General features: G+C 62.9%; 27 protein-coding genes. 16 read left to right on the top strand and 11 right to left on the bottom strand.

What is annotated here, in order from left to right:
- Positions 1 to 135 precede the first annotated feature (135 nt).
- Together ltaE and IH615_RS06130 are read right to left on the bottom strand one after the other, a co-directional pair.
- The gene (ltaE, locus tag IH615_RS06135) at positions 136 to 1155 is read right to left on the bottom strand and encodes a low-specificity L-threonine aldolase (protein WP_291360680.1); all 1020 of its coding nucleotides are present in this window, start codon (positions 1153 to 1155) and stop codon (positions 136 to 138) included.
- A 65-nt stretch (positions 1156 to 1220) separates the two neighbouring features.
- Entirely contained in the window at positions 1221 to 2192 is a 972-nt protein-coding gene (locus tag IH615_RS06130) for a methyltransferase (RefSeq protein WP_291360679.1), read from the bottom strand.
- A 529-nt stretch (positions 2193 to 2721) separates the two neighbouring features.
- On the opposite strand from IH615_RS06130, the gene IH615_RS06125 reads away from it, so the two are divergent.
- Positions 2722 to 2931, top strand: a complete 210-nt coding sequence (locus tag IH615_RS06125; RefSeq protein ID WP_046105238.1) for a cold-shock protein — start codon at positions 2722 to 2724, stop codon at positions 2929 to 2931.
- A 77-nt stretch (positions 2932 to 3008) separates the two neighbouring features.
- Here the strand turns inward: IH615_RS06125 and proC are convergent, their stop codons facing one another.
- The 4 genes from proC to IH615_RS06105 form a co-directional block, all read right to left on the bottom strand.
- Positions 3009 to 3800 (bottom strand): pyrroline-5-carboxylate reductase, encoded by a 792-nt coding sequence (gene proC, locus IH615_RS06120; protein WP_291360785.1) that lies wholly within the window; start codon positions 3798 to 3800, stop codon positions 3009 to 3011.
- Between the two features lie 29 nt (positions 3801 to 3829).
- On the bottom strand, positions 3830 to 4330 hold the full coding sequence (locus IH615_RS06115) for a YbjN domain-containing protein (protein ID WP_291360675.1): 501 nt from the start codon (positions 4328 to 4330) through the stop codon (positions 3830 to 3832).
- 217 nt (positions 4331 to 4547) lie between these two features.
- Positions 4548 to 5276: a metallophosphoesterase family protein gene (locus IH615_RS06110; RefSeq protein WP_291360674.1), complete on the bottom strand. Its 729-nt coding sequence runs from the start codon at positions 5274 to 5276 to the stop codon at positions 4548 to 4550.
- Between the two features lie 2 nt (positions 5277 to 5278).
- Positions 5279 to 5533, bottom strand: coding sequence for an accessory factor UbiK family protein (locus IH615_RS06105; RefSeq protein WP_291360672.1), 255 nt, complete (start codon positions 5531 to 5533; stop codon positions 5279 to 5281).
- Between the two features lie 110 nt (positions 5534 to 5643).
- Here IH615_RS06105 and lgt point away from each other — a divergent pair, with 110 nt between their 5' ends.
- The 12 genes from lgt to ychF all read left to right on the top strand — a co-directional run bounded on the left by lgt (position 5644) and on the right by ychF (position 15322).
- The gene (lgt, locus tag IH615_RS06100) at positions 5644 to 6471 is read left to right on the top strand and encodes a prolipoprotein diacylglyceryl transferase (RefSeq protein ID WP_291360670.1); all 828 of its coding nucleotides are present in this window, start codon (positions 5644 to 5646) and stop codon (positions 6469 to 6471) included.
- The gene (locus IH615_RS06095) at positions 6464 to 7549 is read left to right on the top strand and encodes an SAM-dependent methyltransferase (RefSeq protein WP_291360669.1); all 1086 of its coding nucleotides are present in this window, start codon (positions 6464 to 6466) and stop codon (positions 7547 to 7549) included. Before lgt ends, IH615_RS06095 begins: the two co-directional genes overlap by 8 nt.
- Positions 7546 to 8316 carry a peptidoglycan editing factor PgeF gene (gene pgeF, locus IH615_RS06090; protein WP_291360667.1) on the top strand — a complete coding sequence of 257 codons (771 nt, stop codon included), beginning with the start codon at positions 7546 to 7548 and terminating at the stop codon, positions 8314 to 8316. Before IH615_RS06095 ends, pgeF begins: the two co-directional genes overlap by 4 nt.
- 202 nt (positions 8317 to 8518) lie before the next feature.
- Positions 8519 to 9451: a ribose-phosphate pyrophosphokinase gene (locus IH615_RS06085; RefSeq protein WP_291360665.1), complete on the top strand. Its 933-nt coding sequence runs from the start codon at positions 8519 to 8521 to the stop codon at positions 9449 to 9451.
- Positions 9452 to 9673: 222 nt separating this feature from the next.
- Complete coding sequence (locus IH615_RS06080) at positions 9674 to 10015, top strand: YciI family protein (RefSeq protein ID WP_291360663.1); 342 nt, start codon at positions 9674 to 9676, stop codon at positions 10013 to 10015.
- A gap of 9 nt (positions 10016 to 10024) precedes the next feature.
- A complete protein-coding gene (locus IH615_RS06075; RefSeq protein WP_291360661.1) occupies positions 10025 to 10387 on the top strand; it encodes a hypothetical protein in 363 nt (120 codons plus the stop codon).
- A 91-nt stretch (positions 10388 to 10478) separates the two neighbouring features.
- The gene (locus IH615_RS06070) at positions 10479 to 10829 is read left to right on the top strand and encodes a YciI family protein (protein ID WP_291360659.1); all 351 of its coding nucleotides are present in this window, start codon (positions 10479 to 10481) and stop codon (positions 10827 to 10829) included.
- On the top strand, positions 10829 to 12067 hold the full coding sequence (locus tag IH615_RS06065) for a DUF6596 domain-containing protein (protein WP_291360783.1): 1239 nt from the start codon (positions 10829 to 10831) through the stop codon (positions 12065 to 12067). Before IH615_RS06070 ends, IH615_RS06065 begins: the two co-directional genes overlap by 1 nt.
- A gap of 127 nt (positions 12068 to 12194) precedes the next feature.
- A complete protein-coding gene (locus IH615_RS06060; protein WP_291360657.1) occupies positions 12195 to 12821 on the top strand; it encodes a 50S ribosomal protein L25/general stress protein Ctc in 627 nt (208 codons plus the stop codon).
- Between the two features lie 75 nt (positions 12822 to 12896).
- Entirely contained in the window at positions 12897 to 13595 is a 699-nt protein-coding gene (pth, locus tag IH615_RS06055) for an aminoacyl-tRNA hydrolase (RefSeq protein WP_291360655.1), read from the top strand.
- A gap of 5 nt (positions 13596 to 13600) precedes the next feature.
- On the top strand, positions 13601 to 14131 hold the full coding sequence (locus tag IH615_RS06050) for a dihydrofolate reductase family protein (protein WP_291360653.1): 531 nt from the start codon (positions 13601 to 13603) through the stop codon (positions 14129 to 14131).
- Positions 14132 to 14224: 93 nt separating this feature from the next.
- Positions 14225 to 15322, top strand: a complete 1098-nt coding sequence (ychF, locus tag IH615_RS06045; RefSeq protein ID WP_291360652.1) for a redox-regulated ATPase YchF — start codon at positions 14225 to 14227, stop codon at positions 15320 to 15322.
- Positions 15323 to 15602: 280 nt separating this feature from the next.
- Here ychF and IH615_RS06040 read toward each other — a convergent pair whose 3' ends face one another.
- The 5 genes from IH615_RS06040 to IH615_RS06020 all read right to left on the bottom strand — a co-directional run bounded on the left by IH615_RS06040 (position 15603) and on the right by IH615_RS06020 (position 19141).
- Complete coding sequence (locus IH615_RS06040; protein ID WP_291360650.1) at positions 15603 to 15977, bottom strand: hypothetical protein; 375 nt, start codon at positions 15975 to 15977, stop codon at positions 15603 to 15605.
- Positions 15978 to 16173: 196 nt separating this feature from the next.
- Positions 16174 to 16869, bottom strand: coding sequence for an HAD family hydrolase (locus IH615_RS06035; protein WP_291360647.1), 696 nt, complete (start codon positions 16867 to 16869; stop codon positions 16174 to 16176).
- A gap of 263 nt (positions 16870 to 17132) precedes the next feature.
- A complete protein-coding gene (locus tag IH615_RS06030; protein WP_291360646.1) occupies positions 17133 to 17471 on the bottom strand; it encodes a hypothetical protein in 339 nt (112 codons plus the stop codon).
- Between the two features lie 54 nt (positions 17472 to 17525).
- On the bottom strand, positions 17526 to 18086 hold the full coding sequence (locus IH615_RS06025; protein WP_291360644.1) for a hypothetical protein: 561 nt from the start codon (positions 18084 to 18086) through the stop codon (positions 17526 to 17528).
- A gap of 131 nt (positions 18087 to 18217) precedes the next feature.
- Entirely contained in the window at positions 18218 to 19141 is a 924-nt protein-coding gene (locus IH615_RS06020) for a helix-turn-helix domain-containing protein (protein ID WP_291360642.1), read from the bottom strand.
- Positions 19142 to 19302: 161 nt separating this feature from the next.
- On the opposite strand from IH615_RS06020, the gene IH615_RS06015 reads away from it, so the two are divergent.
- The 3 genes from IH615_RS06015 to IH615_RS06005 all read left to right on the top strand — a co-directional run bounded on the left by IH615_RS06015 (position 19303) and on the right by IH615_RS06005 (position 23656).
- Entirely contained in the window at positions 19303 to 21384 is a 2082-nt protein-coding gene (locus IH615_RS06015) for an ABC transporter substrate-binding protein (RefSeq protein WP_291360641.1), read from the top strand.
- Between the two features lie 68 nt (positions 21385 to 21452).
- Positions 21453 to 22463 carry an ABC transporter permease gene (locus IH615_RS06010; protein WP_291360640.1) on the top strand — a complete coding sequence of 337 codons (1011 nt, stop codon included), beginning with the start codon at positions 21453 to 21455 and terminating at the stop codon, positions 22461 to 22463.
- A gap of 59 nt (positions 22464 to 22522) precedes the next feature.
- The gene (locus tag IH615_RS06005; protein ID WP_291360781.1) at positions 22523 to 23656 is read left to right on the top strand and encodes an ABC transporter permease; all 1134 of its coding nucleotides are present in this window, start codon (positions 22523 to 22525) and stop codon (positions 23654 to 23656) included.
- The last annotated feature ends 3 nt before the right edge of the window (positions 23657 to 23659 follow it).

The following is a 23659-nucleotide window of genomic DNA, read 5'->3' as shown; positions in this document are numbered from 1 at the left end:
GGGCGGGCTCCGGCCCGCCCTTCTCGCCATTGCGTCATTCCCGCGAAGGCGGGAATCCACTCCACCCAAGAATGGATCCCCGCCTTCGCGGGGATAACGTTGTGGGATAGGTGGCTACGATGCGAAAACCGCCCCTCACCCTGCCCGGAAGAACGCCGCGACCTCGGCCAGCGCGCCCTCGACCATGTCGTCATCCACGTCGAGATGGGTGACCCAGCGCTGCCGGCCATAGCCCAGCATGCCAACGCCCCGCCCCTGCAGGAAATCGGTGAACCGCTCACCCAGCCGCTCCTCGACATCGACGAAGACAATGTTGGTATCGGGCATGACGACCTTGAGCGCGGGGAACGCTGCCAGCCCCTCGGCCAACCGGCGCGCCCGGCGATGATCCTCGGCCAGGCGCGCAATGTTGTGGTCGAGGGCATAGAGCCCTGCCGCAGCGAGAATGCCGGCCTGGCGCATGCCGCCACCCAGCATCTTGCGGTGCCGTCGCGCCAGGGCGATCAGGTCCTGCCTGCCAACCAGCACCGAGCCGACAGGCGCGCCCAGCCCCTTGGAGAGGCAGATCGAGACCGTGTCGAACGGCGCCGTGAAGGTCTTGATGTCGGTGCCGAGCGCCACGCAGGCATTGAAGGCGCGGGCGCCATCGAGATGGAGACCCAGGCTCCGGCGCCGCGCAATCTCGGCGACCTGCGCCATGTAGTCGACCGGCAGCACCTTGCCGCCGAAGGTATTTTCCAGCGCAATGACGCGCGTGCGGGCATAGTGGTTGTCGTCCGGCTTGATCGCCTTTTCGATATCGCCGAGGTCCATCGTGCCGTCGGCCTGATGCGCGATAGGCTGGGGCTGGATCGAGCCGAGGACAGCGGCGCCACCGGCTTCGTGGCAATAAAGATGCGCATCCTGGCCGGCGATGAACTCGTCACCACGCCCGCAATGGCTCATCAGCGCCAGCAGGTTCGATTGCGTGCCGGATGGCACGAAGATCGCTGCATCCTTGCCCAGCATCGCCGCCATGCGCTGCTCCAGCAGGTTGACCGTGGGATCGTCGCCGAACACGTCATCGCCCATCTCCGCGCTGGCCATGGCGGCGCGCATGCCGGCGGAGGGCCGGGTGACAGTGTCGGAGCGAAAGTCGTAGCGGATGGCATTCATGGCAGCAGACTCGGGACACCGGAGGGACAGCCTTTGTGCCAAGCCCCGCGGCGTTTGCCTAGCCGTCAGGCGGCCACGCCGCCCTGCCCCTCATTGGCCGCGACCAATTCTATCAGCGGCCGTCGCGCCACGATCAGCATGCCCACTATCGGTGCGCCCCGATCCTGCCGCAGCACGGCCGTCTCGAAGCGCAGGATTTCGAGCCCCGCCACGACCAGCGCGTCGCGCGTCGCCTCGATGCCATGGGCGTAGCGCAGCGACGGGCGCAGGAACAGCGGCTCGGGCCCGTCATGGGCTTCGAGTGAAAAGGCGAGGAGCCCGCCAGGCTGCAAAGCCGGCACGAGGGCCGCCAAGACCGGCGGCAGCGCGCCGCAATAGATGAACACGTCGGCGGCGGTGACCAGATCGGCATCGGAACGGCGGGCGGCCAGCGTCGCCACCAGCTCGGCCTTGTGCAGGCTGTCATAGATGCCCGTGCGCGTCGTCTCGGCGATCATCGCCGCCGATACGTCGATGCCCTCGAGGAAGGCGACCTTGTCGCGCAGTTGCCGCCCCATCAGGCCGGTGCCACAGCCCAGGTCCAGCGCCCGCGCGAAGCGGTCGATGCCCAGCCGCGCCATCTCCTCGTTCACCAGATCGTCCAGCATCTGGGGCACGCGATAGCCCAGCCGGTCCACGAGCGATTGCTCGAACTGGGGCGCATACTGGTCGAACAGCGCCTCTACATAGCTCAGCGCAGTGCCATCGCTCGCTGCCCCGGCGCCATGGGCGGCCAGCTTCAGCCGCGCCCCGAACACCCCGGCATCATCGAGCGCCTCAAGATGCCGCCACGCCGAAATCGCGCCGGCCACGTCGCCGGCCTTTTCAGCGTAATTGCCGAGCAGGTCCCACCCGGCGGCCCAGGCGGGCACGATATCGAGCGCCTGGCCCATCAAATCGGCAGCAGCGGCATGGTCGCCGCTTTCTGCCAGCATCCTGGCATAGCCAGCACGACGGTCGGCGATGACATCGCCGGAAGAATGAAACGCCTTGGTCAAGACGAAGTGAACTCTGGGGGCAAGCGGGCCCGATCGCCCGGCGCGCGGGGATTTGACGCAAATCGGTACGGAAAGCAAGCACATGGCAGCAGTGCAAAAACGCAGCTGCGACCATAGTGCCAGTTTGCAAGCCGCGGTTTTGGAGTATTGTGGCTGTTGTCCGGTTCGATGCCTTGGCGTCGCGCTGCGACAGGACGCTCCGGCACGAGACCTTTCTGATGTCCCGCCCGCCGGTTCCGCGTCAGCGCCGGATGACGACCGTCTGGCGCAAATACTTGACGACGTTATGTTTTGTCCTGGCAGGAAGCGCTTTCCTGGCGGGCGCTTTGTCATGTGTAAACAGATATTGAACACAGATTTTTTTCGGGCTACGCTCCCCTGATCGAATATTGCGGCCGACCGATCTGATCCTGCGAATTCCATTCGCCGCCTGCTGACGTCACTTTCCGATATTTCGATATCACTCTGTCCTTGGTCAATAGTGGCCCCGGACCGCCTACAGCAGCGACTGCACGAGGGAACGCGCATCATGGCAACTGGCACCGTAAAGTGGTTCAACGGCCAAAAAGGCTACGGCTTCATTCAGCCCGACGAAGGCGGGGCGGACGTGTTCGTCCATATCTCCGCCGTCCAGCGCTCGGGACTGAACGGCCTCGACGAAGGCCAGAAGGTCACCTACGAAATCGTCAAGGACAAGCGGACGGGCAAGTCCGCCGCCGACAACCTGACGGCAGCTTGAACGATCAAGCCTGAACAATCGAGGGGCGCGTCCAACTTGGAGGGACGCGCCCTTTTTATATGCCGGTCGGCAGGCCGCTAGCCGCGGCCAAGTTCCTCGCTGCGCTTGCGGGCTGCGTCGACCGTTCGATCGATGAGATCGGTCAAGCCCGGCTCCCCCATCAGCACGGCGAGCCCGGCCTGTGTCGTGCCATTGGGCGACGTCACGTTCTGCCGCAGCACTGCCGGCGGCGCCGGATCGGCCTCCAGCAGGGCGGCCGAGCCGATAACGGTTTGCCGGGCGAGTTGCTCGGCAATGGCATCGGGCAAGCCCTGGCGCCGCGCCGCCTCGGCCAAGGCCTCGACCAGATGGAACACATAGGCCGGGCCGGAGCCGGAGACGGCGGTCACCGCGTCGAGCTGTGCTTCGTCCTCGAACCAGACCACCGGGCCGGCGGCGCGCAGCAGGGCCTCGGCGACCTCGCGGTCCTCCGCGCTGACCTCGGAGCCGGCAACGGCGCCGGTAATGCCCTTGCCGATCTGCGCCGGGGTATTGGGCATGGTCCTGACGACCCGGCCCATATCGAGCCCGCGCGACAGCCGGGCAATATCGATGCCCGCGGCGATGGAAATGGCCAGCGTATGCCGCCCGACAATGGGCTGCAGCGACTCCATGACCGGGTCCATGACTTGCGGCTTGACCGCCAGCACCAGCACATTGGGCAGCAGCCCGCTGGCATCGGTATTGAGGTTGAGGCCATAATCCTCGGCAAGCTGCCGCGCCGCCAGACTTGGCGCCGGGTCGACCAGCAGCAGGTGATTGGGTGGCAGGCCGGCATCGAGCCAGCCGCGGGCCAGGGCCAGGCCCATTTTGCCAGCGCCGACCAGCATGACCGGGCCGATATGGCGGAGCGCGCCGCTCACGCTTCGCCGACCGTCTCGAACATGACGTGGCTGAGCGCGTCGGCGGCGGACTTGCCGGCCCAGACCACGAACTGGAACGCCTGATAATAGAGGTCGCAGCTGTCGGTGGCCGAGCGCAGAAGCGCCTCGCATTGCTGCGGCGAGACGTCGGCGCCGCCCGTCAACAGGTGCGAATTGCGGAACAGCACTACGCCTTCCTTGTTCCAGATGTCGAAATGACCGATCCACAGCTGCTCATTGATGAGCGATATCAACTGCTTGATCTCGGCCCGCCGGCCTTCGGGCACCTTGAGATCGAAGGCACAGGCAATATGCAGGCTCTCCAGATCTTCCATCCAGTTGAACGAGACATGGTAGTCGGACCAGCCGCCCCGGACCGAGATCGAGATCTCGTCGGCATCCTGCCGTTCAAAGGTCCAGTCGTTGATCGAAGCGATGTGCTCGATAATGTCCACCGGGTGGACATTGCGATCGGGCTCGACTTGCAGAAGTGACATCGACGGTTCCGTCCGTTGACCGGCAGTTTTTGGATACTCAGGGAACTGTACGCACGCACAAGGGCTTACGAATCGTCCTGATGAAAGACCCTACACCGCCCCACTGATTCAGGGGACGCAACGCGGGCCACGGACGGCAATCTCTTGTGGATGACGATGGGCGGCTTAAGGTTAACGGACTGTTAACATCGACTGCGCGTTCACAGGCTATTGGGTATCAGAACAGGCCATGTGCATCGGCCCAACCCGTTGCCAGCGCTTCTTTCCAGCCGGGAAAGCCGTTGCCGACCGCCTGCAGGCTCGCGGCATGGTGATCGTATTGGACCACGCGCAGGCTGGTGAACCACTGGCTATTGCGCCGCTCGATCACAGCATAACGCGCATCGGGCGAGCCGTGCACAAGCTGCAGGCCGACAGCCCCCGGATTGATGATCTGCCGCCCGTCCCGCAGGCGAACCGATCGAGCGATATGGGTGTGGCCGCAGAGCATGACGGGATAATCGACGCCCGCTGCGGCCTGGGTCACGGCCGCCTCGGAAGGCAGGGTCGTCTGGCGATCGTGATACCAGCCATCGAGCCAAGGCGCATCATCGCTATCAGGCGTGCCGTGGCAGAGGAAGATTTCGCCATTGAAGACTGATGTGGCTGGCAGGGCAGCGAGCCAGGCAAGCTGGTCGGCCCGCAATTGCTGCCGCGCAAAACTGTCGGTGGCATCAAGATCACGGTCGTCGCGGCGGCCCTGCGCCAGCCAGCGGTCGTGATTGCCGCCGATGACGGGGCCGTCGAGCGCCATCAGCCGGTCAGCGGCACCGGCGGGATCGAGCGGTCCACTGACATGGTCGCCAAGGCACAGCGTGGCATCGACGCCCTGATGGGCGATGTCGGCCAGCACGGCGTCGAGCGCCAGTGCATTGCCATGCACATCCGAGATAACGGCGAAGCGCAAAATCAGTTCGCTTTGGGCGCAGCGCCCTTGAGGGCTGCCAGTTCCTTGCGAAGCGCGTCAATCTCTTCGCCCTGCACCTGCACCAGCTCGCGCAGCGCGTCGAAATCCTCGCGCTTGACCAGGTCCATATCGGCGACGAAACGCTGGGCCTGGCCCTTGACGGCCGTCTCGACCTCGCGGCGCACGCCATCGGCCACGCCGGCAGCCTCGTTCATCAATCGGCCCAGATCGTCGAAGATCCTGTTATTCTGGCTCATCGCATACCCATTCGGTTCGGCCCCTTACGCCATTACTTAGGATACGCTCACCGACTTGACCAGAGAGGCCGAAGCGGCAATGGTCCGGCCGATTGCCGCAGGAGCTGGTTTTGCCCTTCCCCGATATCGATCCAATCGCCTTTGCCATCGGGCCGTTTGCCGTGCGCTGGTATGCCTTGGGCTATCTGTTTGGCGTCGGCCTGGGCGCCGCCTATGGCTATCTGCTGCTGGCCAATAGCAGGCTCTGGCACAAGGGCGAGCCGCCCTTCGCCGCCAAGGATATCTGGGATTTTGCCTTCTGGACCATGCTGGCCATCGTGATCGGCGGCCGGGTGGGCTATGTGCTGTTCTACAACCTGCCCTATTACCTGCAGAACCCCACCGAGATCATCAACACGCTCGATGGCGGCATGAGCTATCACGGCGGCATGCTCGGCCTGATGCTGGCCGTGGTGCTGTTCACCTGGCGCAAGGGCAATGGCAACTGGCTGAGCGGCCTGGACCTCATCGCCTCGGTGGCGACCATCGGCATCTTCCTGGTGCGCATCGCCAATTTCATCAATGCCGAACTCTATGGCGCCCCGACAACCCTGCCCTGGGGCGTGGTGTTTCCCACCGATCCCGAGCAGTTGCCGCGTCACCCCAGCCAGCTCTACGAAGCGGCGCTGGAAGGGCTGCTGCTGTTCCTGGTCATACGGGTGTTCACCCATGTCTTTTACGCGCTGCGCCGGCCCGGCATGGTCGCCGGCATTTTCGGCATCGGCTATGGCCTGTCGCGCATTGCCGTCGAATTCGTGCGCCTGCCCGACATCCAGCTCGGCTACCTCTATGGCGGCTGGCTGACCATGGGCATGCTGCTGAGCCTGCCGCTGGTGCTGGCGGGGCTGGGCCTGGTGGTGTGGGCCGGGACAAGGCGGGAGAGTTTGGTCCGTGGTTGATCAACCAGCCCCCACCCTCCCCGAACTGATCGACATGCAGATCCGCACCAGCGGGCCGATGTCGGTCGCCAGCTACATGGCGCTGTGCCTGACCCACCCGACCAAGGGCTACTACAAGAGCGACGACCCGCTCGGCATCAAGGGCGATTTCGTCACCGCGCCCGAGATCAGCCAGATGTTCGGCGAGTTGATCGGCTTCTTCTTCGTCAATCTCTGGCAGCAGATGGGCAGCCCCAAGGCCTTCACCCTGCTCGAACTTGGGCCCGGTCGCGGCACGCTGATGGCCGACATGCTGCGCGTCGCCTGCCGCGCCGAGGGCTTCCGCGACGCGCTCGACCTGCGCCTGTTCGAGACCAATCCGGCGCTGATTGCCGAGCAGAATGCGCGGCTCGAACCCTATGAGCCCAAGTGGATCGACAGCTTCGACAAGGTCGGCCAGGGCCCGCTGCTGGTGGTCGCCAACGAATTCTTCGACGCCCTGCCCATCCGCCAGTTCGTCCGCATGGACGATGGCTGGCATGAACGCGTCGTCGGCCTGACCGACGGCCAGCGCAGCTTCGGCCTTAACCCGACGCCCATCCCGGCAACGGCGATGCCCGAGGCGGTGGCCAATGCCGAAACCAATAGTGTGTTCGAGGTGGGCCTGGCCAGTGGCGAAGTGATGAAGCGGCTGGCCGCCATCATCTCGACCCAGGGCGGGGCCATCCTCGCCATCGACTATGGTTATGCGCGGACCCAGACCGGCGAAACCCTGCAGGGCGTGCGCCGCCATCAATATGCGGATGTGCTCGACGCGCCGGGGGAGACCGACCTGTCGGCCCATGTCGATTTCGAGGCGCTGGGCAATGTGGCCGCCAATGCCGGCCTCGCCGTGCAGCCGCTGGCCACGCAGGGGCAGTTCCTGACGCGGCTGGGCATCAATGAACGCGCTCGGGCGCTGAGCGCCGCCAATCCGGCATCCGCGGACGATATTGCGACAGCCAAGGCCAGGCTGGTCGCCCCCGAGCAGATGGGTAATCTGTTCAAGGCTTTCTGCGCCGCCAGCCCCGGCCTGCTGCCACAGGGATTTTCGCCATGACCCAGCATTTCGAGCAAAGCGCGGCGCTTGCCGACCTGGCGGGCGTCCGGCACGGATTTTTCGGGCGCAAGGGCGGCAGCTCGCTCGGCCAGTTCGCCGAAAACAACATGTCGATATCAGTGGGCGACGAGCCCCGCGCGGTCGATATCAACCGCACCGGTGCGGCCGAGGCTTTGGGCTTTCGCCGCAACCAGCTCTTCCTGCTCAAGCAGGTCCATTCCGCAAGGGTGCACCGACTCAACGAGCGCCCGGTGGCCGATGTGGCCATCGAGGCAGACGCGCTGGTGACCCGCATGCCCCTGCTGGCGCTGGGCATATTGACCGCAGACTGCACCCCCATCCTGCTCGCCGACCAACAGGCCGGCGTGGTGGGCGCGGCCCATGCCGGCTGGCGCGGCGCCGTCGACGGCATCGTCGGCAATACCGTAGCCGCCATGGTGGAGCTGGGTGCCGACCCCGCCAATATCGTCGCCGCCATTGGCCCGACCATTTCAGGCGAGAACTATGAAGTGGGGCCGCACTTCATGGAAGATTTCACCAAGCTGCGGCCCGATGGCTGGCGGCATTTCTCCACCCGCAATGGCGGTCGTGCCCATTTCGATCTGCCCGGCTTTGTGGCCGCGGAACTGGAGCGAGCCGGCGTGAAGGATGCCGAACGGATCGGCAGCTGTACCTATGGCAATCCGGAGCAGTATTTCTCCCATCGCTACGCCACCCACCAGGGCGGCACGACCGGGCGGCAGATCGCTGTTATCGGGCTGATGTGAGAGAGTAGTGGGCCGGGGCCTCCCTCCCCCTCGAGGGGGAGGGAAGGACGACTGGAGCCGCAACCGCACCAAGCGGATCTGTTTACCCATTTCGCCCCTCATCCATTTGTTGCGTTGCGCCGCCGAGAGCGACTCGATAAAGGTGCCCGCGAAACTGGATGATCCCCGGATATCGGGGATTGGTTGAGACAGGATCGCGCCCATGAAGCTGGTGACCGGCAACTCCAACCGAGCCCTTGCCCAGGCCGTCGCCAGTTATCTCGAATTGCCCCTCACCGATTGTACGGTCAAGCGCTTCGCGGACAAGGAAGTCTATGTCGAGGTGCATGAGAATGTGCGCGGCGAAGACGCCTTCATCCTGCAGTCGACCAGCTATCCGGCAAATGATAATTTGATGGAATTGCTGATCCTGACGGACGCGCTGCGCCGCTCGTCGGCCCGCCGGATCACCGCGGTTCTCCCCTATTTCGGCTATGCGCGGCAGGACCGTAAATCGGCGCCGCGCACGCCCATTTCGGCCAAGCTGGTATCCAACCTCATCACCCAGGCGGGCGCCAACCGCGTACTGACGCTGGACCTGCATGCCAGCCAGATCCAGGGCTTCTTCGATATCCCGACCGACAACCTGACCGCTGCACCCGTCATGGTGCGCGACATCCAGGACAATTACGACATCAAGAACGTGATGATCGTGTCGCCCGACGTCGGCGGCGTGGTGCGAGCGCGCAATGTCGCCGGCCGCATCGGCGCCAATCTCGCCATCGTCGACAAGCGCCGCCCGCGCGCCGGGGTCAGCGAAGTGATGAACATCATCGGCGACGTCTCAGGGCAGACCTGCATCCTTATCGACGACATCGTCGACAGTGGCGGCACCCTGGTCAACGCCGCCGAGGCGCTGCTCAAGGCCGGCGCCAAGGAAGTGTCGGCCTATATCACCCATGGCGTGCTGTCCGAAGGCGCCTCCGAGCGCATCGCCGCCTCCATGCTCAAGGAACTGGTCGTGACCGACTCCATCGAAGAGACGGAAGCCCAACGCAATGCCGGCAATATCCGCCGCATGTCCATCGCCCCGCTGATCGGCGAAGCCGTGGCCCGCACGGCCAGCGAACAGAGCGTTTCGAGCCTATTCGACTAGACTTCTCTTGCTTCCGCCTAGTCTGCCGCAGTTGTCATGCGCACGGCGTTCCCTCGGGCTTGACCCGAGGACCACTCTCAGCACGGCTCGAGCGGCGAATGGCCCTCGGGGCAAGCCGGAGGGAGCTCGGTAGTTGGTGGAAGTTTGGCGTCCCCTGTCGAAACCCCCCCATCTCGCCCGACATTGCCCTGAGGGGCTATGGTGCCCGCAAGGAGAGATGCGATGAAGTTCATGCTGATGCTGTATGCCGACGAAAAAGCCGGCGCCGCCATTTCGCCCGAGGACATGGCAGGCTTCATGGGCCAGCTCATGGCCTATCAGGAGACATTGCAGAAGGCGGGCGCCTTTGTCAGCACGGCCGGCCTGCTTCCCACCACCACGGCCAAGACCATTTCCAATGCCGACGGCAACCTGCAGGTACATGATGGCCCATACGCCGACACCCGCGAGCAGTTCGGCGGCTATTTCCTGATCGAGGCGCCCGACATCAACGAGGCCATCCGGCTGGCCGCTTTGTGCCCTGCCGCGAGCTGGGGCAAGATCGAAATCCGCACCTTCGCCTAGGAGACGAACATGAAGCATTTCCTGGCGCTCTATATCGGCTCGACTACCTCCAGGGAAAAGGCGCGCTGGGACGCTGATGACAGCCCTACCAGGCAGCAACGGACGATGGCGGGGGTGGAAGCGTGGAGCAAATGGGCGGCTGGCCTCGGCGACGCCATCGTCGACCAGGGCACCCCACTCGGCAAGACCCTGCGCATCTCACCGGACGGCATCGCGCCGACGCAGAATGCCTGCACCGCCTATGTGCTTGTGCAGGCCGAGACGCATGAGGCGGCCGCCGAGATGTTCCGCAGCCACCCGCATTTTACCCTCATGCCGGGGGATTCGGTGGAGGTCATGGAATGTCTGCCTATGCCGGCCGCGCCGGCTTGAATATTTTGTGGTCGAAAAGTCGAAAGCCGTCGTGGCGCTCCGACATTGTTGCATCGGAGCATGTCGCACCGACCAGCATGAGGATTTCGAAATGCGTTACATGATGATCATCCACCACGACCACGAAGCCATGGCCAAGGCGCCGCAGAAGGAGTTGTGGGCCGAATGGGCCGCCTTCAACGAGGCACTGAACAAGGCCGGAGCCGGCTTTTCCGGTGGTCTGCGCCTGACCCCGGGCAAGGAAGGGACCGTGGTTCGCAACCGGGCTGGCAAGAGCGATGTGCTCGACGGTCCCTATGCCGATACCCGCGAACAACTGGCCGGCTACTTCTTCATCGACGTCGATGGCATCGAGCAGGCAGTGGAATGGGCAAACCGCTGCCCCAGCTCAAAATATGGTGCCATCGAAATCCGGCCCATCGTCGAGCAGAACGCGCCTTGATGACATCAGCGGCGCATCGGGCGGCCGAGCGGGTGGCCCGCGACAGCTACGGCCGGCTCGTCGCCTTTCTCGCTGCCCGCACCCGCGACGTGTCGGGCGCCGAAGACGCGCTGGCGGAGGCTTTTGCCAGCGCGCTCAAATCCTGGCCGGAAGACGGCATTCCGACCAACCCCGATGCGTGGCTGCTGACCGTCGCCCGCCGCCGCCAGACCGATGCGGCGCGGCGGCGGCAGACCCGCACGGCCGGGGAGGTTCATATCCAGCTCATGACCGAGGAACTCGAAGAAGCCAGCGCCCAACCCGAGGCGATCCCCGACCGCCGCCTGGCGCTGATGTTCGCCTGTGCCCACCCCGACATCGAACGGGGCATGCGGGCGCCGCTGATCCTGCAGACCATATTGGGGCTGTCGGCCATCGACATCGCCGCCGCCTTCCTCATCCCGCCGACGACGATGGGCCAGCGACTGGTACGGGCCAAGGCCCGGATCAGGGAAGCCGGCATCCCCTTCGCCGTGCCCGAGCGTGAGGACCTGGCGGCGCGGCTCGATGCCGTGCTCGAAGCCATCTATGCCGCCTATGCCAAGGGCTGGACCGAAATCGGCGACACCGCGGCCGAGCGGCTGGCCGATGAGGCGATCTGGCTTGGGCGGCTGGTGGTGAGCCTGTTGCCCGACGAGGCCGAGGCCAAGGGCATGCTGGCGTTGATGCTCTATGCCGAAGCCAGGCGACAGGCGCGACGCGACGCGAACGGCGCCTATGTGCCGCTCAACGCACAGGATGTCGACCTGTGGGACGAGGCGCAGATCCTGGCGGCCGAGGCCCTGCTGCATGAGGCCAACCGGGCGGCCGGGTCGACCGGCCGCTACCAGATCGAGGCGGCAATCCAGTCCGCGCATGTCGCGCGCCGGGTGAGTGGACGGCCCAATTGGGATTCGGTGGTGGCGCTCTATGACGTGCTATTGAACCTGACCCATTCACCCGTCGCCCTGCTCAACCGCGCCGCGGCTTTGGCCGAGACGGACGGTCCCGAAGCAGCATTGGCCAGCCTCGATGCCATCGCCGATGACCGGCGCATGGAAAACTATCAGCCCTACTGGGCCGCCAGGGGCCACTTGGCGGCCAGGGCCGGCCGCAAGACCGAGGCCCACGAAGCGCTCACGCTGGCCATTGGCCTCGCCACCGACGACGCCGTGCGCCACTATCTGATCGCACAGCGGGCAACGCTGCGGGACGATTAGGCCCTTCCCGCTTGCCCGCCGCCCCCCTTTGAGCTATAGCCCGCGCCATGAAGCGCTCGTCACCCCTGGAGGACGGGCGCGTATGCTGTTGTAGTGACGCATACACCAACCCAGAATGGATATTTCCATGGCTGCGACCAAAGTGCTCAAGGCACAGGCGCGTGAGGGAGTGGGCAAGGGGGCCGCTCGCGAAATGCGTCGTCAGGGACTCGTTCCCGCTGTTATCTACGGTGACAAGAAAGCCCCCGTCACCATCGCCCTCGCCTACAAGGATGCACACAAGTACATCTATGCTGGCGGCTTCCTGAGCCACATCATCGAGCTCGATGTTGACGGCACCAAGCACCGCGTGATTCCGCGCGACTACCAGCTTGATCCGGTCAAGGACTTCCCCATCCACGTGGATTTCCTCCGCGTCGGCAAGGGCACCAAGCTCAACGTCCAGGTGCATGTGAACTTCATCAACGAAGAAGCAAGCCCGGGCCTGAAGCGCGGTGGCACGCTGAACATCGTGCACCACACGCTCGACCTGACCGTGAGTGCCGACAACATCCCCGAAGAAGTGACCGTCGACCTGACCGGTCTCGATATCGGCGATACCATCCACATCTCCTCGATCAAGCTGCCGGCCGGCGTTTCCGACCACAGCCACGAAGACGACGTGACCATCGCTACCATCGTTGCTCCGTCGGCGCTCAAGTCGGCTGGCGATGAAGGCGAAGCGGAAGCAGCTGCCGAGCCCAAGGCCGAGTAATCGCGCCGTCTCGATTTTCTGCTATGAGTTTGAGGCGGCCTCCGGGTCGCCTCTTTCGTTTTCCGGAGTGCTTGAATGAAGCTGCTTGTGGGCCTGGGCAATCCGGGCGGACAATATGAGGGCAACCGCCACAATATCGGCTTCATGGCCCTCGACGCGATTGCGCGCGCCCATGGCATCACCCAGTTCCGCTCCAAGCATGGTGGCCTGCTGGCCGAAGGCAATATCGGCGGCGAGAAGGTCATCCTGCTCAAGCCGCAGACCTTCATGAACCGCTCGGGCGACAGCGTGCAGCAGGTGGCCCAGTTCTATAAGCTCCCGCCCTCGGACATCATCGTGCTCTACGATGAGCTTGACCTGGCCGCCGGCAAGGTGCGCGTCAAGATCGGCGGCGGTAATGGCGGGCACAACGGGCTGCGCTCCATCGATCCGCAGATCGGGCTCGACTACAAGCGAGTACGCCTGGGCATCGGCCATCCGGGCAAGGAATTCGTCACCCACCACGTGCTGGGCGACTTTGCCAAGGCCGACCAGGCCTGGCTCGTGCCGCTGCTGGACGCGGTGGGCAAGCATGCCGACATGCTGGTCAAGGGCGACGACAGCGGCTTCATGAACAAGCTGGCACTCGCCACGAGGCCCGCCGACGAAGCTGAGGCCAAGCCCGCGCCCAAGGCGCAGAGCCATATAAGGCAGGCCCGCCCGAGCAAGCCGCAGGTCGAACTGCCCAAGACCGGCCCGATGGCCGACATGCTGAGAAAACTGCGGGGAGAGTGAAAGCCATGGCGAGTCAGTCGAACCACGAGGTCGTCTTCTTCCAGGCGCTGAGCCAGGATGGTTTCGTCACCGACTCTGACGGTTCGGCCGCCTGGCAGGGCCCCTATTTCATTCCAGAGCTGGGCTTTCACGACTTCATCGCCACGGTCACCGCGGTGATCCTGTCGCGCGCCACCTATGACAAGATCGCCGCCGGGGGCAAATGGCCCTATGGCGCCATCCCGGGCATCATCCCCGCGGACACGCCGCTTGCCGATATCGGCGCCCCGGTGACGGCAGTCAGCGACGAACCGGCAGCCATGGTCGCCGCAGCGCGGGCAAGAGGCGATGGCACGGTCTGGGTGCAGGGCGACACTGACCTCGCCATGCGGCTGATGGCGGCGGGACTGGTGGACCGGCTGGAGCTGTTCGTCATGCCGGTGACGCTGGGGCGGGGCACCGAGCATATCGACCGCCATCATCTGCCGGGACTTGCGCTGGCCGGCAGCACCAATTTTGCCAATGGCGTGACGAAAGAGGTTTATCTCCGGGGGTAGCCTGCACCCCAAGGGAGGCGAAGTGCGCCGCCTTGCATTGACATCCGCGCCGATCCGAACCAAGTGGAGGCCAACAGTTTCCGGAGCTTCCCCATGGGTTTCAAGATGGGCATTGTCGGCTTGCCCAATGTCGGCAAGTCGACGCTTTTCAATGCGCTGACTCGCACGGCTGCCGCCGCGGCCGCCAACTTTCCGTTCTGCACGATCGAGCCCAATGTGGGCGAGGTCCCGGTGCCCGATGCGCGACTGGATCGGCTGGCCAAGATCGGCAAGTCCATCAATGTGCAGCCGGCCCGCATGAGCTTTGTCGACATTGCCGGCCTCGTGAAGGGCGCTTCCAAGGGCGAAGGCCTGGGCAACCAGTTCCTCGCCAATATCCGCGAATGCGACGCCATCGCCTATGTGCTGCGCTGCTTTGAGGATGGCAACATCATCCACGTCGCCAACAAGGTCGATCCGCTGGCCGATGCCGAAGTGGTCGAGACCGAGCTGATGCTGGCCGATCTCGAAAGCCTCGAAAAGCGCCGCACCGGCGTCGAGAAAAAGGCCAAGGGCAATGACAAGGACGCCAAGCAGACGCTCGAGCTGATCGATCGCGCGCTGCTGCTGCTGCGGGAGGGCAAGTCGGCGCGCTTCGTCGAGCGTTCGGCAGAGGAGGAAAAGGCCTTCCAGGAGCTGCAGCTGCTGACATCAAAGCCGGTGCTCTATGTCTGCAATGTCGACGAGGCCTCCGCCGGAACCGGCAATGCCATGAGCAAGGCGGTGGAAGACTATGCCCACGCCAATGGCGCCGGCGTCGTCATCATCTCCGCCGAGATCGAAAGCCAGCTGGCGCAGCTTCCCGACGCCGAGCAGGCCGAATATCTCGAATCGCTGGGCCTGCATGAACCCGGCCTCAACCGGTTGATCCGCGAAGCCTATGACCTGCTGGGCCTCCAGACCTATTTCACCGTGGGCCCCAAGGAATCACGCGCCTGGACCATCCACAAGGGCGACAAGGCCCCCGCGGCGGCCGGCGTCATCCACTCCGATTTCGAGCGCGGCTTCATCCGCGCCCAGACCATCGCCTATGACGACTTCGTGGCCCTGGGCGGCGAAGTCGCAGCCAAGGAAGCCGGCAAGGCCCGCGACGAAGGTAAGGAATATGTCGTCAAGGATGGCGACGTGATGCTGTTCAAGTTCAATACTTAGGACCGGCCGCTTCGCGGCAAAATCGCTCCGGTGGGGCGATTTCAGGTCCTAAGGCCATGAGGGCTATGCCCGAATGGCACGGAGGTGCCGAGCTCGGACTCTCCCGCCCGCCCAGGCATCGATGTCGCCGCCAGACCTCAGGATGGATCCCGGCCTTCGCCGGGATGACATCGTGGTTGGGGGCGCCGGGCGGTGAGCCAACCTGCTGCTTATGGCAGCTATCGACCCCATTTCGGTCGTTCCCGCATATTCGACTGGCTCCGCAAAGCCGCCGTTGGCGTCAGCGCCTTTCGGTCCCCCAGTACACGTAACCGGCCACAAGCCCACCAACCGCGATGGCGATTAATTTCTGTCCAAATTGCTCGAGGTTGGAATTCTGGATCGGCCAGTGTGTAATTAGCAGCATGATCGCTCCGGTTGACACCGCTGATAATGACCACATGAGCAGATAAGCCCACAACGCGCGCCAACGACGCTGACGCAGCAGCCAGAGGCACAATAAGGTGGATGGAAGAAAGACCAGCCAGGCCACTGGGATCACCAGCACCATCACAATGATTACCAATGGTGGTCCGAATCCGCCAGTAGCGACGATCACCGCGCAAAGCACTGCCAACATGTAAGGAAGGGGCTGAAACCAGACTTTGACGGACACCCCAACACCGATCCAATGTTACTATGCTGGGTTACTATGCTGGCTCTTTTCTTCCGAAGATAGCGAGAAGCCGCCAGTCCGCAACCCACCCCCTCCGAGCCACGGGCACTGGCAATCATCGTGCCGTCAAAGCCGCCGGACCGCTGGCGACCCCATTGCCGCCTTTGGGTCGAGCTGTTCAGAGACTACGAAGCAGTCACCATGCAGAGAAGAGCTTCGCCAACTCGTCAACCGACGATACTTCGTAATCTGGCATCTCAAGCCACGAGCGCGGGCGCTGGGCCCGGTGGTGACCCGTTTTGAAGAGAACCGTGGCCATGCCGAGTTGCGACGCTGGGGCGATATCTATGTCAATGCGATCACCGATCATGACGCATGCTTCTGGCGCAACGCCTAGGCCAGCGCACGCGGCTAAGAAAAGACGATGGTCAGGCTTGCGGTATCCCAATGTGCCGCTTACCCCGCGCCATGCGAAAAACTGGCCCAGTTGTGCAGCGTCTAGCGCTTCAAGAGCCGATGGGGGTTGATTGGCTGCCAGCCCCAACGCGACCCCTCGCGATTGCAAGCTCACCAGCAGTTCCCTCATGCCCTCCCTTGGGGTGAACAGGGCGGCTCGGCGTTCAGACTGAAGATACCCAGACACTTCGCTCCAAATTTCAACGCTGGCGGCGGCGTCACCGCCAGTCATGTGCCAGACGATGGCTGGAAAATCCTCTGGTGCATAGGTGGACACCGCATATTCAACTGCTCTTGCGTATCGTGCAGCATCGGCTTCGATTCCTCGGCGGTGAAGGGCATCGATAATGGAGTGTGCCATTGTCTCGACCAGTCGCACCTCTGTGTCCAGGGGACCGCCCACATCGAATAAGACTGCAGAGTTCTTTGAAAGCATGGTGCCGCCAGGGTGCTTCGGGAGGCCATCATCTTGGCTGGTCTTTCTGCACGACGCCAGCGCGATGGGTGTCTGCTTTCGACCAGCCTGTGACTAATGGCCGCCAGTCCGCAATCCACCCCACTGCGGCCACTGGCGAAACGGGATCAGGGACCTAGACCGCTATCGCCCCGTTTCGGACGGTCGCTCCAGCCATGCCTTGCATCTCGACAGCAGCGAACATTTGCCCGGAATCCTCAGACGATCCATGGAGGTGATTGCCGCTATTGCGCAGGGATTCTTCGAATGAGCGCCTTCGCCATATGGCGATCCTCTAGTGAGAGTGAGCGATACACACCGGTCACCGTCCAAAGAAAATCCACGATCATGCTCATCGACAACATGAGAAAAGGAAGGCATGGAAGCAAAAGCAATATGACTACAGGCGCAACCAAGAGCGTCCCTTTGAATAGGAAATCCATCGTCAAACCAACAAGTATAGTAACCACTGTACTAACCAAAAAAGTAATTGCGGCCAGAGCAATTTGACGAAGAAGAGAACCACCGCATATTGCGCGGATTACTAGGTAAGCGTTACTTTTTGCTATTTCAAGAATCGTCATCTAGTGCGCCCTACGAGCTTGCAATCGCGCCCATACCGAGGTGGCCCCCTTGGGCTACCATTGTCCGAAATAGCTCTGGATTACCGAAATGGTGCCGTAACCGACGCACTGATTGAACAGCACCTTCTTGTTTCCTCGCGGTAGGAATCCACCGGCCCGTTGCACATTAGCTCGCATATCCAGAAGCGCCTGTTCCGACGAACTTTCGATAAATAGGGCTACATCACTAGCATTATCCACCGTTACGGCAATGTTTGTGACCAGCGTGTCGGAGTATGGAAAGACATAGGGCGGGACAATTTGGGCGGTGGCAACCGGACTGCAATTTTCTCGGGCGCGTACGTCTAGGAAATCTGCGATGCACACCATGTCTTCGGGCGGCTTCCGCAGTTCCTCTATCAGCTTCGGGTTGCCACAGAAGGCATTGTCTGGGGTCGTTCCCCTGTCGCGGACATATAGAGGCGGCATTCCAAGGAAGTGTCTGGCAATGTCGTGGTAGGCGAACGAATATCCGTTCAGTGAGATCGACAAAACGTTGGCGTGCAGGACAAGCACACCAACGGCGACTCCAATCAATACGACGACGGCCACATAATGCCGGATCTTCATTTTCATAGGGATCCGCCAGTCATCTGTTGTCCACCCTGGCGATTCTTGCCGAGGTATTTTGGGCGCTCGACCATGTCAGCTTATGAGATTTCCGGACTAATACCAGCCAGTCCGCATTCCACCCCATTCCAGCCCCCTCAGCCCTCGATCGTGTCCTTCCGCATCTGGCTCGGCGTCATCCCGTACGCCTTGCGGAAGTGCTCGTAGAACTGGGTCTGGCTGACGAACCCCGCCTGAAACGCCACGTTTGCGATCGAGAGGCTGCCGTCGAACAGCAGCGACCGGGCCCGGATCAGGCGCATGCGGGTGACGAATTTGACCACTGAGATATGCATCACCTTGGTGAAGAGGTTGGTGGCATAGTTGGGGTGCAGCCCCACCACCCTGGCAATGTCCTCGGCGCTGAGCGGATCGGTGATGTTTTCCACGATATGGCGCACCATGCGCACCACGTAGCGCACGGGCGAGCCGGTCCGCGTGCGCGTGCCTGTGCCCTCCACCCAGGCGGGCAGCAGCGTATCCCAGCCGGTAATGGCGGCGCGGCGGAACATGGTGCCGATCTCGGCGCGCACGATGTCGGTGCGCAGCGCATTGCCGCTGCGATAATCCTGATGCCAGCGGTCGAGGGATTCCAGGCCAATGCAGTCAGGGTTGAGCTGGATGACCCCGCCGCCCATCAGCGTCTCGGTGAGTCGACCGAGTTGCGGCATTTCGAGAAACGCATCCATCGGCAGGTAGATGTTGAGTTGACGGCCCATGAGCGTGTCCGGGCTCAACCCTATCGTCTGGTGCGGAATGCCAGCCCAGAAGGCCACCAGCCGGTCTGCCCCCACCGTGACAGGGCCGCCATCGAAGACGTAATCCATGGTGCCGCGCGTCAGCCAGTTGAATTCGATATGCCCGTGGGTATGCGCATAGGGCATGATCTGGGGTGCGAAGGAGCGGATCCCGAACCGCCCAAAGGCCTTGCCCGAGGAATAGAAGCTGCGGTCTGGGCGCGGAGTGGGGCGCGGCGCCCGCTCCCGCTGCCCTGGCGTACGTAACGCAATATCAACAGTCATACTTATCCGCCATTTTCTTAGAAAACCGGAATAAGTCTCTATCATTCCGGATTGCTTCGGCCATGGCAAGGCGTACGTTTTAGTCTCATGCACGGGAAGAGACCGGATGGGAGTGTCCGGACGGCGGCAATCAATGCCGGCCCGATGCTATGGGAGGTTTTATGAAAAGACACACGATTGCCCTAGGCGGGGCAGGATTGATGCTGGGCGTCTCGCTGCTGGCGATTCCGGCCCAGGAACTGACGGCCGAACTTCCGGAACCGCCGGAATTCTCCGCGCAGAGCGAACCCATCTTCGTCAGCGTTTCCGACATTCTTGAATACAAGGCGCTGCCGGAATACCACGAACCTGACTGGGTAACCTCGAAATATGTCGAGGCCGGCACGCTGCCGCCCGTCGCCGAGCGTCTCCCCAAGGAGCCGATGGTCTACAAGACCGCCAATATGCCCGATGGCATCGGCGTCTATGGCGACACCATGCGCCATGTCATTGGCGGCCGCCCGGAAGGCTGGAACTACATTGGCGGCCAGTCCCAGGGCTGGGGCGGCATCGATATCGGAATGTCCGAGTGCCTGACGCGCACCGGCCCGCTGTTCACGGTCAAGGCCGATGAACTCGAGCCCCTGCCGAACCTGGCCAAGAGCTGGGAATGGTCCGAGGATGGCCACGTGCTCACGATGAAGCTCATCGAGGGTGCCAAGTGGTCCGACGGCGACCCCTTCGACGCCGACGACGTGATGTTCTACTGGAACGACAACATCATGGACACCAACGTCTCTCCGCTGAACGGCGGTACGCCCGAGACGTTCGGCGTGGGCACGACGCTCGAAGCGCTCGACCCCTACACCATCAAATGGACTTTCAAGGAAGTCCGTCCGACCCAGTATCTGTACGCGATGGCCTATGGCACGTTCTGCCCCGGCCCGAGCCATATCCTCAAGCCGCAGCATCCTAAGTACAACGCCGACAATACCTACGAAGAATACAAGAACGCCTTCCCGCCGGAATATATGAACATACCGGTCATGGGCGCCTGGGTGCCGGTCGAGTACCGTCCTGACGATATCATCGTGCTGCGCCGTAACGCCTATTACTGGAAGGTCGACGAGGCCGGCAACCAGCTCCCCTACCTCAACGAAATGCACTATCGCCTCAGCACCTGGGCTGATCGCGACGTGCAGGCTGTTGCCGGTTCGGGCGACTTCTCCAACCTTGAACAGGCCGAAAGCTTCATCGAAGCGCTCAAGCGCTCCGCAGAAGAATCTGCACCGGCCCGCCTGCAGTTCGGTGCGCGCACCATCGGCTATACCATTCGCATGAACTTCTCGGCCAATGGCTGGGGCGAACCCGACGAGCGCGCTCAGGCCGTCCGTGAACTCAACCGGAACCTGGACTTCCGCAAGGCCATCACCATTGGCCTCGATCGTCAGCGTCTGGGTGACTCGCTGGTTCGCGGCCCGTTCACTGCCATCTATCCCGGCGGTCTCTATGCCGGCACGACCTACTACGACAAGGCTTCCACCGTGTACTACCAGTACAATGTGGACGCAGCGAACGGCCTGCTCGACGGCATCGGGCTGGTTGATACCGACGGCAACGGCGTCCGCAACTTCCCGGCGGGAACTGCAGGCGGCGGCGACGTCGAGATCACCCTGCTGGCCAATACCGACTACGGCACCGACACCAATCTGGCTGAAGGCGTCATCCAGCAGATGGAACCGCTTGGCATCCGTGTGATCGCCAACTTCCAGCAAGGCACGGCACGTGACGACATGGCGCAAGCTGGTCAGTTTGACTGGTCGGTTGAACGCCAGGGTTCGGAAGTCGTCTCGGTAGTCCAGGGCACATCTGCCCTTGCACCGACCGGCCCACGCACCCACCCGTTCCACCGCGCCGGCACTGACGGCACGCTCGACCTGCTCCCGTTCGAACAGGAACTGGTCGATACCGTGAACGCATTCATCGCCACCAGCGACAATGCCGAACGTGTCGAACTGATGAAGAAGTATCAGCGGACCTTCACCGAGAATGTCTACTCGGTTGGTCTCACCCAGTATCCGGGTGCGCTGATCATCAACAAGCGCTTCGCCAATATCCCGGCGGGTGCCCCGATCTTCATGTTCAACTGGGCCGAAGACAACATTATCCGCGAGCGTGTCTTCGTACCGGCCGACGCACAGGGCGACTTCGAGCTGCATCCCGAGACGCTTCCTGGCGCTCCGGGATCGGCTGGCCCGATGTGATCTGACGCCAGCATGAACCTCGGCAGGGGGAGCGATCCCCCTGCCCACCAGATGAAAGGCTTGCGGCCATGCTTCGATTTCTGACCATCCGCGTCCTTGGCGCGATCCCGCTGCTGTTCCTGCTCAGCATCGTGACTTTCGCCATCATCCAGGCGCCTCCGGGCGACTACGGCGACACCATCCGCTCCATGCTGATGAATCAGGGCGGTGTTCCCGCCGAGCAAGCCGAAGCACAGGCGGAAATCTACCGTGAAGCCAACGGCCTCAATGACCCGATCATCGTGCAATACGTGCGCTGGATCACCGGTATCGTCACCCGCTTCGATTTCGGCCACTCGTTCTTCTATAACAAGGAAGTTGGCCAGGTCGTGGCCGAGCGCCTGCCCGCTACCATTATCCTGGCGCTGACCTGCCACATTCTCGCGTCCTTCCTCGGCATCGGCCTGGGCATCCTCGCGGCAACGCGGCAATATTCCTGGGTCGACACGACCCTGGGCATCATCTCATTCCTCGGCATGACGATCCCGCGTTTCCTGTTGGCGATCATCATCCTCTATTTCCTGGTGTTCCGGCTCAATGTCAGTGAAGTGGGCATGTTCTTCTCCGCCCGCTATGGCGGGGCACCCTGGAGCTGGGACAAGTTCGTCAATCTGATGACCCATATCTGGCCGGTCATCTTCATCGCCACCTTCGGCGGTCTCGCCTACAATATGCGCGTGATGCGGGCCAACCTGCTCGATGTGCTCAACAGCCAATATGTCGAGACCGCCCGTGCCAAGGGCCTGCCCGAAGGCGCCGTGATCATGAAGCATGCCGTGCCCAACGCCCTGCATCCGCTGGTCGCCTATCAGGGCGTGGTGCTGCCCTATATGCTGACTGGTGAAATCGAAGTCGCCATCGTCTTCGGCCTCGCCACCGTCGGCCCCGCCATCGTCGGCTCGATGGGCGTCGGCGACGTCTATGTCACCGCCACCTTCATGCTGGTGCTCGCCGCCACGCTGATCATCGGCAATATCATCTCGGACGTGCTGCTGGTCGCCCTCGACCCCCGCATCCGGCTTGGGGGAGGCAACGAATGACCAAGACCGTCGATACCCACTCGTCCATTCCCCTGCCGACAGACGCCAGCGTCGGCCCGATGCCAACGCCTGCCCAGGAGGCAGATGTGCCCCCTGCCCCGACCATTGGACGCTTCGGCGCCGGCAACGAAGGCTATGCCACGCTGGTCTGGCGGCGCTTCCGCCGCTCGACCATGGGCATGATCGGCCTGGTGCTGATCACGCTGCTGCTGGTGATTTCCATTTTCGCCGATTTCTTCGCGCCGATGGATCCCAAAGAGGCAAACCTGCCCTTCGCGCCGCCTGACGTTATCGCCTTCGAGGACAAGGACGGCAATTTCAGCCTGATCCCCTACGTCTATCCCATTGGCGATACGGGTGAGTTTGACGCCATCACCTTCCAGCCCCTGACCGGCCTCATCAAGGACAATCCAACGCCAACCGGATTCTTCGTCGAAGGTTACAGCTACAACTTCTTCTGGTTCATTCCGTCCAACATCCACTTCTTCGGCACCACCGATGGGCGGCCGATCCAGCTGCTCGGCACCGACAAGTTTGGCCGCGATATCCTGTCGCGCGGTATCGTCGGCTCGCGCATCTCCCTGATGATCGCCCTGGCCGTGGTGACGCTGACCACCATTGTCGGCACGCTGGTCGGCATCACGTCAGGCTACATTGGTGGCCGGCTGGACAACTGGGTGCAGCGCTTCGTCGAGTTCGTGCTGGCCTTCCCGCAACTGCCGCTCTACCTCGCCCTGACATCGCTCATTCCGGTGACGGCACCCTCCAACGTGTTCCTGTCCTTCGTCATCTTCGTCATGGCGGTGCTGGGATGGGCGCAACTGAGCCGCGAGGTGCGCTCCAAGACGCTGTCGCTGGCCCGCATCGAATATGTGCGTGCCGCCATCGCGGTGGGGTCATCGGATGCCCGCATCATCACGCGCCACATCCTGCCCAACGTGCTGAGCCACATCATCGTGTCCATCACGCTGGCGATTCCATCGGTGGTGCTGCTGGAAAGCTTCCTCGGCTTCCTGGGCTTTGCCGTGAAGCCGCCGCTGATCTCCTGGGGGCTGATGCTGCAGGATACCGGCACCTTCTCGGTGATCGGCTCCTATCCCTGGATCCTGTCGCCCGTCATCTTCGTGCTGATCACCGTCTTTGCCTTCAATGCGCTCGGCGACGGTCTGCGCGACGCTATCGACCCCTATTGAGGA

It is taken from the genome of Devosia sp. (assembly GCF_014860165.1).
In the GTDB taxonomy this organism is placed as follows: domain Bacteria; phylum Pseudomonadota; class Alphaproteobacteria; order Rhizobiales; family Devosiaceae; genus Devosia.
The sequence above is the reverse complement of the archived record's forward strand: the minus strand, read 5'-3'. Positions and strand labels throughout refer to the sequence as shown.

Coding starts and splice junctions, on each gene's coding strand:
- ltaE (WP_291360680.1), bottom strand. CDS start 1,155: ATGAATGCCATCCGCTACGACTTTCGCTCCGACACTGTCACCCGGCCC.
- IH615_RS06125 (WP_046105238.1), top strand. CDS start 2,722: ATGGCAACTGGCACCGTAAAGTGGTTCAACGGCCAAAAAGGCTACGGC.
- proC (WP_291360785.1), bottom strand. CDS start 3,800: ATGCTGGTCGGCGCTGGCAAAATGGGCCTGGCCCTGGCCCGCGGCTGG.
- IH615_RS06115 (WP_291360675.1), bottom strand. CDS start 4,330: ATGTCACTTCTGCAAGTCGAGCCCGATCGCAATGTCCACCCGGTGGAC.
- IH615_RS06105 (WP_291360672.1), bottom strand. CDS start 5,533: ATGAGCCAGAATAACAGGATCTTCGACGATCTGGGCCGATTGATGAAC.
- pgeF (WP_291360667.1), top strand. CDS start 7,546: ATGACCCAGCATTTCGAGCAAAGCGCGGCGCTTGCCGACCTGGCGGGC.
- IH615_RS06085 (WP_291360665.1), top strand. CDS start 8,519: ATGAAGCTGGTGACCGGCAACTCCAACCGAGCCCTTGCCCAGGCCGTC.
- IH615_RS06080 (WP_291360663.1), top strand. CDS start 9,674: ATGAAGTTCATGCTGATGCTGTATGCCGACGAAAAAGCCGGCGCCGCC.
- IH615_RS06075 (WP_291360661.1), top strand. CDS start 10,025: ATGAAGCATTTCCTGGCGCTCTATATCGGCTCGACTACCTCCAGGGAA.
- IH615_RS06070 (WP_291360659.1), top strand. CDS start 10,479: ATGCGTTACATGATGATCATCCACCACGACCACGAAGCCATGGCCAAG.
- IH615_RS06065 (WP_291360783.1), top strand. CDS start 10,829: ATGACATCAGCGGCGCATCGGGCGGCCGAGCGGGTGGCCCGCGACAGC.
- IH615_RS06060 (WP_291360657.1), top strand. CDS start 12,195: ATGGCTGCGACCAAAGTGCTCAAGGCACAGGCGCGTGAGGGAGTGGGC.
- pth (WP_291360655.1), top strand. CDS start 12,897: ATGAAGCTGCTTGTGGGCCTGGGCAATCCGGGCGGACAATATGAGGGC.
- IH615_RS06050 (WP_291360653.1), top strand. CDS start 13,601: ATGGCGAGTCAGTCGAACCACGAGGTCGTCTTCTTCCAGGCGCTGAGC.
- ychF (WP_291360652.1), top strand. CDS start 14,225: ATGGGTTTCAAGATGGGCATTGTCGGCTTGCCCAATGTCGGCAAGTCG.
- IH615_RS06035 (WP_291360647.1), bottom strand. CDS start 16,869: ATGCTTTCAAAGAACTCTGCAGTCTTATTCGATGTGGGCGGTCCCCTG.
- IH615_RS06030 (WP_291360646.1), bottom strand. CDS start 17,471: ATGACGATTCTTGAAATAGCAAAAAGTAACGCTTACCTAGTAATCCGC.
- IH615_RS06025 (WP_291360644.1), bottom strand. CDS start 18,086: ATGAAAATGAAGATCCGGCATTATGTGGCCGTCGTCGTATTGATTGGA.
- IH615_RS06020 (WP_291360642.1), bottom strand. CDS start 19,141: ATGACTGTTGATATTGCGTTACGTACGCCAGGGCAGCGGGAGCGGGCG.
- IH615_RS06015 (WP_291360641.1), top strand. CDS start 19,303: ATGAAAAGACACACGATTGCCCTAGGCGGGGCAGGATTGATGCTGGGC.
- IH615_RS06010 (WP_291360640.1), top strand. CDS start 21,453: ATGCTTCGATTTCTGACCATCCGCGTCCTTGGCGCGATCCCGCTGCTG.
- IH615_RS06005 (WP_291360781.1), top strand. CDS start 22,523: ATGCCAACGCCTGCCCAGGAGGCAGATGTGCCCCCTGCCCCGACCATT.